The 10,150-nt window shown below is 72.3% G+C and carries 9 protein-coding genes; 5 read left to right on the forward strand and 4 right to left on the reverse strand.

Annotated features, from left to right (window positions below; genetic code table 11):
* The coding region (locus CRM73_RS16390; RefSeq protein ID WP_229588520.1) for a molybdopterin-dependent oxidoreductase at nucleotides 1–986 on the forward strand (986 nt) is incomplete at its 5' end.
* Between the two features lie 38 nt (nucleotides 987–1,024).
* On the opposite strand, the gene CRM73_RS16395 is transcribed toward CRM73_RS16390, so the two are convergent.
* Together CRM73_RS16395 and CRM73_RS16400 are read right to left on the reverse strand one after the other, a co-directional pair.
* Nucleotides 1,025–2,086 (reverse strand): LacI family DNA-binding transcriptional regulator, encoded by a 1,062-nt coding sequence (locus CRM73_RS16395; protein ID WP_229588534.1) that lies wholly within the window; start codon nucleotides 2,084–2,086, stop codon nucleotides 1,025–1,027.
* Nucleotides 2,047–3,774 carry a glycoside hydrolase family 13 protein gene (locus tag CRM73_RS16400; RefSeq protein WP_017833565.1) on the reverse strand — a complete coding sequence of 576 codons (1,728 nt, stop codon included), beginning with the start codon at nucleotides 3,772–3,774 and terminating at the stop codon, nucleotides 2,047–2,049. Before CRM73_RS16400 ends, CRM73_RS16395 begins: the two co-directional genes overlap by 40 nt.
* Nucleotides 3,775–4,009: 235 nt before the next feature.
* Between CRM73_RS16400 and CRM73_RS16405 the strand changes: the two genes are divergently transcribed.
* The 4 genes from CRM73_RS16405 to CRM73_RS16420 all read left to right on the forward strand — a co-directional run bounded on the left by CRM73_RS16405 (nucleotide 4,010) and on the right by CRM73_RS16420 (nucleotide 9,018).
* The gene (locus CRM73_RS16405) at nucleotides 4,010–5,239 is read left to right on the forward strand and encodes a maltose ABC transporter substrate-binding protein (protein ID WP_109221439.1); all 1,230 of its coding nucleotides are present in this window, start codon (nucleotides 4,010–4,012) and stop codon (nucleotides 5,237–5,239) included.
* Nucleotides 5,239–6,870 carry an ABC transporter permease subunit gene (locus tag CRM73_RS16410; RefSeq protein ID WP_229588536.1) on the forward strand — a complete coding sequence of 544 codons (1,632 nt, stop codon included), beginning with the start codon at nucleotides 5,239–5,241 and terminating at the stop codon, nucleotides 6,868–6,870. The genes CRM73_RS16405 and CRM73_RS16410 overlap by 1 nt, the downstream gene beginning before the upstream one ends.
* A gap of 1 nt (nucleotide 6,871) precedes the next feature.
* Nucleotides 6,872–7,894, forward strand: a complete 1,023-nt coding sequence (locus CRM73_RS16415) for a sugar ABC transporter permease (protein WP_229588538.1) — start codon at nucleotides 6,872–6,874, stop codon at nucleotides 7,892–7,894.
* A 107-nt stretch (nucleotides 7,895–8,001) separates the two neighbouring features.
* Nucleotides 8,002–9,018, forward strand: coding sequence for a magnesium and cobalt transport protein CorA (locus CRM73_RS16420; RefSeq protein ID WP_017833561.1), 1,017 nt, complete (start codon nucleotides 8,002–8,004; stop codon nucleotides 9,016–9,018).
* 67 nt (nucleotides 9,019–9,085) lie between these two features.
* Here CRM73_RS16420 and CRM73_RS16425 read toward each other — a convergent pair whose 3' ends face one another.
* Nucleotides 9,086–9,895, reverse strand: a complete 810-nt coding sequence (locus CRM73_RS16425; protein WP_017833560.1) for an ABC transporter permease — start codon at nucleotides 9,893–9,895, stop codon at nucleotides 9,086–9,088.
* Nucleotides 9,892–10,150, reverse strand: a 259-nt coding sequence (locus tag CRM73_RS16430; protein ID WP_229588540.1) for a DUF4162 domain-containing protein, incomplete at its 5' end; no start/stop codon positions are given. The genes CRM73_RS16430 and CRM73_RS16425, both read right to left, overlap by 4 nt.

Here is a 10,150-nt window from a genome sequence, read left to right on the forward strand (position 1 = left end):
CCGCGGCCGCGGCCCGGGCGCCCGCCGCCCGGGACCTGCTGCGGATCCCCGCCCCCGCCGTGCGGGACCCGGTCCCCGCCGGGGCCGACCTCGGCGTGGCGGACGTGGAGCCCTGGCTCACGCCCGCCGACGACTTCTACCGCATCGACACGGCCCTGTCCGTGCCGCGCATCGACGTGGACGCGTGGGAGCTGCGCCTCCACGGCATGGTGGAGCGCGAGCTGACGCTGCGCTTCGACGACCTCACGGCCCGGCCGCTCCTCGAGCGGATCGTGACGCTGGCGTGCGTGTCCAACCCCGTGGGCGGCGACCTCGTGGGCAACGCGGTGTGGACCGGCGTGCCGATCCGGGACCTGCTCGCCGAGGCCGGGCCCTCCGCCGAGGCGGACATGGTGCTCTCGACCTCCGAGGACGGGTTCACGGCGAGCACCCCGCTCGAGGCCCTGACCGACCCCGGCCGGGACTCCCTGCTCGCGGTGACCATGAACGGGGAGCCGCTGCCGTTCGAGCACGGGTACCCCGTGCGGATGGTCGTGCCGGGGCTCTACGGCTACGTCTCGGCGACCAAGTGGGTCGTGGACCTCGAGGTCACCCGCTTCGACCGGGCGGAGGCGTACTGGACCTCGCGCGGCTGGACGGCCCGGGGACCGATCAAGATGTCCTCCCGCATCGAGGTGCCGGCCGAGGGCGGGCGCACGGAGGCCGGGCCCGCGGTCCTCGCCGGCACGGCCTGGGCCCAGCACACCGGGATCGCCGCCGTGCAGGTCAGCGTGGACGAGGGGCCGTGGCAGGACGCCGAGCTGGGCTCCGTGGGCACTGACGACACCTGGCGGCAGTGGGTCCTGCGCGCCGACCTCCCGGGCGGCCGGCACACCGCGCGGGTGCGGGCCGTGGACCGGGACGGGACCGTCCAGACCGCCGAGCCGGCCCCGCCCGCCCCGGACGGCGCCTCCGGGTGGCACGAGCGGACCTTCACGGTGGCCTGACCGACCCGTCCTGCGCTCCCTCCGCGCCGGCCGCCGGGTCAGGGGCGGTCGGAGGCCGGGGCCGGGCCGGTGGAGGAGCGGGCGACGAAGTGGGCCGGGAAGAGCTCGTTCGACGGTTCGCGGCTCCCTCCGGCCAGGTGCTCGAGGAGCCGCTCCACAGCGCGGGTGCCCTGCTGCCGGGCGTGCTGGTCCAGGGTCGTCAGGCCGAAGGCCTCCCCGATGGGGTGGGCGTCGACGCCGATGACGGACAGGTCCCCGGGCACGGTGAGCCCGAGGTCCCGCGCCGCCAGGATCGTCCCGGCCGCCATCTCGTCGGACGAGGCGAAGATGGCGGTCGGGCGGTCGGCGGGGTCCGCCAGGAGATTCTTGGCCTGCTGGTACGCGTCGGTGAACGTGTAGTCCGCGACGAGCGACCACGCGGGTTCCACGGCCAGCCCGGCGTCCGCCATCGCCTGCTCCCAGCCGTCCCGGCGGTCGCTGGACATGGGGAAGTAGCGCCTGCCCTCCTCGGCCCCGCCGAGGTGCGCGATCCGCCGGTGGCCCAGCCCGATGAGGTGCTGCGTCGCGCGGCGCCCGACGTCGAGGTCGTCGATGCTGATGGTGGGCGCCCCCACCAGCGGGCCCCCGACCCCGACGAGGGGGATGCCGGCGGCGAACATCTGCTCCGTCTCCGCCGGGTCCAGGTGCAGGGACACCGCCACGGCCGCGTCCAGGCGCTTGCGCAGCAGGAAGTCGGTCAGCACGGTCTCCCGGTAGCGGTCCCCCTCGAAGTTGTAGAGGGTCAGGTCGTACCCGGCCTCCATGAGCGCGCCGGCCACTCCTTCGAGGACGGTGGAGAAGTACCACCGGTCGACGTGGGGGAGGACCACCCCGATGTTGCGGCTCCGGCCGCTCGCCAGGCTCGAGGCGTGGTAGGACACGACGAAGCCCAGCTCCTGCGCCGCCTCGCGGACCCGGGCCCGGGCGCGGGGCGAGACGTGCCCCTTGCCGCTGAGCGCGCGGGAGACGGTCGCGGTGGACACGCCCGCCCGCGCGGCGACGTCCTGGAGCCGGGGTGGGTTCATCGTCCGGTCGTGCCGGGGTCCTCCGTCTGCAGCCATGCGCACTCCTCCGGGTCCAGGATATGCGGCGCGGAGGCCGGGGACCCGCTGCGGAGCAGGACCGGCAGGTCCGGCAGCTCGACCGGGGCGGAGCCCGTGTTCAGCAGCACCAGGACGCCGTTGTTGACGAGCCCGAGACAGTCCGGGCCCGTGAGGTCCTCCGCCCACGCGAGCGAGCCCGAGCCGAGCCCGTGCTCGCGCCGCAGCGCCAGCGCGGAGCGGTAGAGGGACAGCGTGGACGCCGGGTCGTGGCGCTGCGCCTCGCGCGAGAGCTCCGCCCAGCCCTGGGGCTGCGGGAGCCAGGCCTCGCCCGTGGCGCTGTAGCCCAGGGACGCCCCGGTGCTGGTCCAGGGCAGCGGCACCCGGCAGCCGTCACGGCCGAGCCGGCTCCCGCCGGTCCGGTGGTAGGTCGGGTCCTGGCGGACGTCGTGGGGGAGGGTCGTGTGGTCCGGCAGGCCCAGCTCCTCCCCCTGGTACAGGTACACGCCGCCCGGCAGGCCGAGCATGAGCAGGGACGCGGCACGTGCCCGCCGCGTGCCCAGCACGTGGTCCGGCTGCTCGTCCTCGGGCCCGCGGCCGTCACCCGGGCGCGGGGAGTCCGCGGTCAGCGCCAGGCGGGTCGGGTGCCGCACGACGTCGTGGTTGGACAGCACCCAGGTGGTGGGGGCCCCGACCGCGTCGAACGCCTCGAGGGAGGAGGTGATGATCCGGCGCAGCTCCGCGGCGTCCCACGGCGCCGCCAGGTAGGAGAAGTTGAACGTCTGGTGCATCTGGTCGGGGCGCACCCAGTCGGCCAGGCGGTCCAGCGGGTCCACGCTCGCCTCGGCGCAGAGGATCCGCTCGCCGTCGTACTCCGCGAGCACCTCGCGCCAGCGCCGGTAGATGTCGTGGATCTGCGGCTGCCCGAACATCGGGGCGTCGGTGAACGGGTAGCCCGGGATGCTCCCCCCGTCGGCCCGCCCGTCCCAGTCCGGGAGGCCCTCCGCCTTGATGAGCGCGTGCGCCACGTCCACCCGGAAGCCGGCGACGCCGCGGTCGAGCCAGAAGCACAGCACCCGCTCGAACTCCTGGCGGACCAGCTCGTTGTCCCAGTTGAAGTCGGGCTGCGACGAGTCGAACAGGTGGAGGTACCACTGGCCGGGCTGCCCGTCGGACTCGGTCACCCGGGTCCAGGCCGGGCCCCCGAAGTGGGACTGCCAGTTGTTGGGGGGCAGCTGCCCGGACGCGCCGCGGCCGTCCCGGAAGACGAACAGGTCGCGCTCCGGGGCGTCGGGACCCGCCGCGAGGGCCTGCCGGAACAGGACGTGCTCCTGCGAGCAGTGGTTGGGCACGAGGTCGATGATCACCCGGATCGACAGGGCGTCCGCGGCCGAGACCAGTGCGTCGAAGTCCGCGAGGGTGCCGAAGGAGGGGTCGACGTCGCAGTAGTCGCTCACGTCGTAGCCGCCGTCGAGCTGCGGGGAGGGATAGAAGGGGGAGAGCCAGATCGCGTCGATGTCCAGCTCCGCCAGCTGTCCCAGCTCGGCGGTGATGCCGGCGAGGTCGCCGACACCGTCCCCGTCGAGGTCCCGGAACGAGCGGGGATACACCTGGTAGATCACCGAGGAGCGCCACCACTTCGGCTCCTGGTCGCGGTCGTGGACGGGTGTGAGGCGCAGGGACTGCAGCGCACCGTAGGTCGTGGACATGCGGTCCATCGTAGAGCGGATCCCCACAGACTGGAAGCGCTATCACACCGATTACCTTGGCAAGGCGGGTGCTGTATCGGGTGTGGACAGCCGTGGTGGTAACGCTTACAGTAGTGAGCCAACTCACCTCCCGGGTGAAGCCCCCGGCGGCAGCAGCCCCACCGACCCGCACCACCCCCGCAGACCGACGGCCGTCGCGACCGCGCGACCACGGAAGACATCGAGGAACCCCACCATGAAACACCTCCACCGGGCGGCCTGCGCCGTCGGTGCCGTGCTCCTGCTCGCGGGGTGCTCGTCGGCGCCCACGGCCGGGGTCGCCGGCCTGGCCGGCGGGCCGGGCAGCATCAAGATCCAGGCGGGGTCCGACGAGATCCCCGCCCTCCAGCAGATCGCCGAGGAATTCACCGCCGACACCGGGGTGGAGGTGGAGTTCGTCCAGCGGGAGATCAACGCGCAGGCGATCTCCAACTTCATCTCCCAGTCGCCCACGGGGCAGGCCCCCGACATCATCGTCTCGCCGCACGACAACCTCGGGCAGCTGGCGTCCAACGGCGTCGTCGTCCCCGTGGAGATGGGGGACCGGGCGGAGGACTTCACCGAGAACGCCCGGGAGGCCGTGGTCTACAACGGGGTGAGCTACGGGGTGCCGTACGCGATCGAGAACGTGGCGATGCTGCGCAACAACGAGCTCGCTGCCCAGGACCCCGCCACGTTCGACGAGCTGCGGGCGATCGGTCACCGGCTCATGGAGGAGCGGGGCATCGAGTACCCCTTCACGGTGAGCCAGTCGCCCGAGGCCGGCGACCCGTACCATCTCTACGCCCTGCAGACCTCGTTCGGGGCCGAGGTGTTCGAGCGCACCGCGGAGGGGGAGTACACCGGCAACCTCACCATGGGGGGCGAGGACGGCAACGAGTTCGCCCGCTACCTGCAGGAGCTCGGAGCCTCCGGGGACCTGCGCACCTCCATGACCCCGGACATCGCCAAGGAGTCCTTCCTCAACGGCGAGTCCGCCTTCCACCTGGGCGGCCCGTGGGAGCTGACCGACGTCGAGGCCGCCGGGATGGACGTGAGCGTCCTGCCCGTGCCCCCGGCCGGGGACGAGGAGGCCCGCCCGTTCGTGGGCGTCCAGGCGTTCTTCGTCAACGCCAACGCGCAGAACCCGATGGCGGCCCAGGACTTCGCCGCCAACTACCTCACCCGCCCCGAGGCGCAGACGGCCATGTACGAGAGCACGGGCCGGCCCCCCGCCAGCCAGGTGGCCGTCGACCGCATGCAGGGCGACCCGCTGCGCTCCGCCTACGCGGAGATCGCCGAGACGGGTCTGCCCATGCCGGCCATCCCCGAGATGGGCGCGGTGTGGAGCTTCTGGGGCACCACGGAGAACGCCGTCGTGGACGGCCGCGGGGACCCCGTGGAGCTGTGGAACCGCATGATCGACAACATCGAAGGACAGATCTGATGAGCACGCGCACCCCCATCCGGGGCGGGACCGCCGCCCCCGGAGCGACCGGCGGGGGCGCCGGCCTCGGCGCCCCCCTCGAGCTCCAGCACGCCCACTCCCGCGGATTCGGCGTGGGCTTCGTGGTCAAACTGGTCCTGATGGCGCTGATCAACGCGTTCGGCCTCTTCGGCATCCTGGCGGCCTGGGCCGCCGGCAGCTGGGGCATCCTGGCCTTCCTCGTCGTCGCCCTGATCGCAGCCGATCTCGTGTACTTCCTGCCGACCAGGAAGCTGCTGCCCGCGAAGTACCTGTTCCCCGGGCTGATCTTCCTGCTGGTGTTCCAGATCTTCGTGCTGATCTACACCGCCGCCACGGCGTTCACGAACTACGGCGACGGCCACAACGCCACGAAGGACGCGGCGATCACGCAGCTCACCACCACGTACGAGCAGCGGATCGAGGGCTCCGGGGCCTACCCGGTCACGGTGCTCGAGGGCGAGGACGGCCTGGCCCTGGCCACGGTGCGCGACGGCCAGGTGCTCGTGGGGGCGGCGGACCAGCCCCTGGTCCCGCTGGACGGCGCGACCACCGCCGACGGCCGGGTGGCCGAGGCGCCCGGCTACGAGGTCCTCGACTACGGGAGCGTCGTGGCGGTCGCCGGCGAGCTGGCGGACCTCCGGGTGCCCGTGGGCGAGCAGGAGGCCGAGGGTGTGCTGCGCACCGACGACGGCCGGACGGCCTACGCCTACGAGCCCACGCTCGTGCACGACGAGGCGGCCGACGCCATGGTCGCCGACGACGGCACCGTGTACGCGAACAACGGCGAGGGCGCGTTCGTCAGCGCCGACGGCGAGGCCCTGCGGCCGGGCTGGCGAGTCTTCGTGGGCCTGGACAACTTCGGGGCGATCTTCGACCCGGAGGTCCTGGGCGGCCCGTTCGTCTCCGTGACCCTGTGGACCTTCGCCTTCGCGATCCTCTCGGTGGCGCTGACCTTCTTCCTGGGGCTGCTCCTGGCGATCCTGTTCAACGACGAGAAGCTGAGGTTCCGCAACGTCTACCGGGCCGTCATCTTCCTGCCGTACGCCTTCCCCGCCTTCCTGTCCATCCTGATCTGGGCCGGTCTGCTCAACGCGGACTTCGGCTTCGTCAACCAGGTCCTGCTGGGCGGCGCCGGGGTGCCCTGGCTCGAGAACCCCTGGCTGGCCAAGCTCTCGCTGCTGCTGGTCAACCTCTGGCTGGGCTTCCCGTACATGTTCCTCGTGACCACCGGCGCCCTGCAGGCCATCCCGGGAGAGCTCTACGAGTCGGCCGAGATGGACGGTGCGGGGCCGGTGCGCCAGTTCGGGTCGATCACCCTGCCCATGCTCATGGTGGCCGTGGGCCCGCTGCTCATCGCGTCCTTCGCCATGAACTTCAACAACTTCAACGTGATCTACCTGCTCACCGGCGGCGGTCCCCAGGACCTGGAGTCCACCACCGGGGTGGGCGCCACGGACATCCTCATCTCGTTCGTCTACAAGATCGCGTTCGCCGGCGGCACCAACGACTACGGTCTGGCCTCCGCCCTGTCCATCCTCATCTTCATCATGGTGGCCGTCATCTCCGCGCTGACGTTCCGCCGCAGCAAGGCTCTCGAGGAGATCAGCTGACATGTCCACTCCCACCGCACCCACCCCGGGCGACCGTCCCGGCCCCGACGGCACGGACCGCGCCCCCTGGGCCGCCGCCGCGGCCGCGCCGTCCGCCGGAACCTCGACCACCCTCCAGCCGACGGACACGCTGCGGCCCCCGGGCGCTGCGCCCGGGGCTGCCCGGCCCCGCCGGCGCCGTCGCTCCGCCGGCGGCGGGTGGAAGCACCTCGCCGCGATCGCCGCGTGCGTCTTCGCCCTCTTCCCGCTGGTCTACGCCTTCTCGGCCTCGCTGTCCGCCTCGGGCTCCCTGCTCGGGTCCAACCAGCTGTTCTCGGACGTGACGGGCGCCAACTACACGAACCTGCTCAACGACCCGCAGAACCCCTATCTGACCTGGTTCGGGAACTCGCTGTTCGTCTCGGTCACCACGGCCGTGGGCACCGTGCTCATGGGTGCGGCCGCCGCCTACGCGTTCTCCCGGTTCCGCTTCCGCTCCCGCAAGGGCGGGCTGCTGGCCCTGCTGGTCATCCAGATGTTCCCCCAGCTGCTGGCGTTCGTGGCGATCTTCCTGCTGCTGTTCGCGATCTCCGGGGTCTACCCGTTCATGGGGCTGAACTCCCGGCTGGGTCTCGTCGCCGTCTACCTGGGCGGGGCGCTGGGCGCCAACACGTTCCTGATGTACGGCTTCTTCAACACCATCCCCAAGGACCTCGACGAGGCCGCGGAGATCGACGGTGCCTCGCACGCCCAGATCTACTGGACGATGATCCTGCCGCTGGTGACCCCCATCCTCGTGGTGGTCGGGATGCTGTCCTTCATCGCGTCCTTCTCGGACTTCCTGCTGGCCCAGATCGTGCTCCAGGACCCGGACAAGTACACGCTGGCCGTGGGGCTGTACCAGTTCGTCTCCGTGCAGTTCGGGGAGAACTGGGGCGTCTTCACCGCCGGGGCGATCCTGGCGGCGATCCCGGTGGTCGCGCTGTTCCTGTTCCTCCAGCGCTACATCGTCTCCGGGCTCACCGGCGGCGCCGTGAAGGGCTGACCGCCCGCCCGGCACCTGCGCCCGCCGAACCCACCGGTCCGGCCCCGGGCGCGGGTCCTGTCATGATGGGCGGGACGGGCGACGGACAGAACGGGAGGTAGCACGCGGTGACGCTGGTGGACAACGTGGTGTACGTGGAGGGCCGGCGCACGTCGACCCCGGAGGACCTCGACGAGACCTACGCGGCGCTGCGCGGGCGCGGCGGGATGGCCTGGATCGGTCTCTACCGCCCCGAGCCGGCCGAGGTGCAGTCCGTGGCCGCGGAGTTCCGGCTGCACGACCTCGCGGTGGAGGACGCCCTGAAGGGCCACCAGCGCGCCAAGCTGGAGCGCTTCGGGGACACCCTCTTCGTGGTGCTGCGCCCGGCCCGCTACCTGGACGACGTGGAGAAGGTCGAGTTCGGGGAGCTGCACGTGTTCGTGGGCCGCGACTTCGTGGTCACGGTCCGCCACGCCGAGTCCCCCGACCTGGCGGCGGTCCGGCGCCGGCTGGAGGCCGCGCCGGAGCTGCTGGGCACAGGCCCGCAGGCGGTGCTGTACGGGATCCTGGACGAAGTGGTCGACGGCTACGCCCCCGTGGTCGCGGGACTCGAGAACGACATCGACGAGATCGAGGACGAGATCTTCGGCGCGGACCGGGACGTCTCCCGCCGCGTCTACGAGCTCTCCCGGGAGGTCATCGAGTTCCAGCGCGCTGTCCACCCGCTGGTGGCCATGCTGGAGGCCCTGCAGCACGGGGCGGAGAAGTACGGGCTCGACCTCGAGCTGCAGCAGCGGCTGCGGGACGTGCAGGACCACGCCATCCGGGTGGCCGAGCGCGCGGACGCGTTCCGGGTGCTCCTGCAGAACGCCCTCACGGTGCACGCGACCCTGGTGGGCCAGCGGCAGAACGACGAGATGCAGCGGCTCACCGAGTCGGCCCTGGCGCAGAGCGAGGAGGTCAAGCGGATCTCCTCCTGGGCCGCGATCCTCTTCGCCCCGACCCTCGTGGGCACGGTGTACGGGATGAACTTCGAGCACATGCCCGAGCTCGCGTGGACGCTGGGCTACCCGCTCGCGCTGCTGGCCATGCTGGGCATGGGGGTGGCCCTCTACGGGGTGTTCAAGTGGAAGCGGTGGCTCTGAGCGGCACCGGGCGACCTCCGCGGCGACCCTCCCGGCGACCTTCCCGGCGACCTTCCCGGTGGGCCCCTCAGATGCTGTTGCGCATGGCCCGGATCCCCACGGTCAGCCCCAGCGCGGCCAGCACGACCGCCGCGAGGGCCCCGGCGGCCACGGCCGGATCACCGAACTGGCCGTTGAACAGGGCCCGCTCGGCGTCGACCATGTAGGTGAGCGGGTTGAACCGCGAGAGCACCTGCATCCACCCCGGACCGGCCTCGAGCGGCAGGAGCATCCCGGAGAGCAGCATGAGCGGGAACAGCAGACCCTGCTGCACGGTCCAGAACATCCAGTCCCGGTTCCGGGAGACGATGGCGAGGGCGTAGCTCAGCGCCCCGAGCCCCACCCCGAAGACCGCGAGGATCGCCAGGCCCACCACCATGCCGGGCAGGGACGGGCGGAAGCCGAAGAACGCGGCCACCCCGGAGAGCACCAGGGCCTGCAGGACCAGCGGCACCATCTCCTTGCACGCGCGCCCCACCATGAGCGCGGAGCGGGTCACCGGCGCCACGAGCATCCGCTCGTGCGCCCCGGACTGGATCTCGAACAGCAGGTTCGAGCCGGTCATCGCGGTGCCGAACAGCGCGATCATCACCACGATGCCCGGCACGAACCACTGGAACGCCTGGTCGAGGGGCCGCCCGGTCATCCCGCCCAGGAGCGGGCCGAAGAAGGCCAGGAACATCAGCGGCTGCATGAGCGAGAACACCAGGCTGAAGGGGTCCCGGACCACGGGCCGGAGCTCGCGGACGAAGACGCTGACGGAGTCGTGGACGATCCCGGCCGGGCGGGCCCGGTCGGTGCCGCCGGGGGACTCGCGGGTGGTCGGAACGGCGGTCATCGGGGTGCTCCCACGCTCGTGGCCTCGGCGGCCGGGTCGGTCTCGGACGCGTCGGCCCGCTCCTCGCGCAGGCTCCGGCCGGTGAGCCGGAGGAAGACGTCGTCGAGGGTCGGGCGGGTCAGCTCGGCGGTCCGCACGGCGTGGCCGGCCCGGTCGAGCTCGCGCAGCAGGGCGGGCAGCACGCGCTCGCCGTGCTCGACCGCGACGACCACGCGGGTGCCCTCCCCGGCGGGGACCGCCTCCGGCTCGGCGCCG

This window comes from Kocuria sp. CCUG 69068 (genome assembly GCF_020833785.1).
Taxonomy (GTDB): Bacteria; Actinomycetota; Actinomycetes; order Actinomycetales; family Micrococcaceae; genus Kocuria; species Kocuria rosea.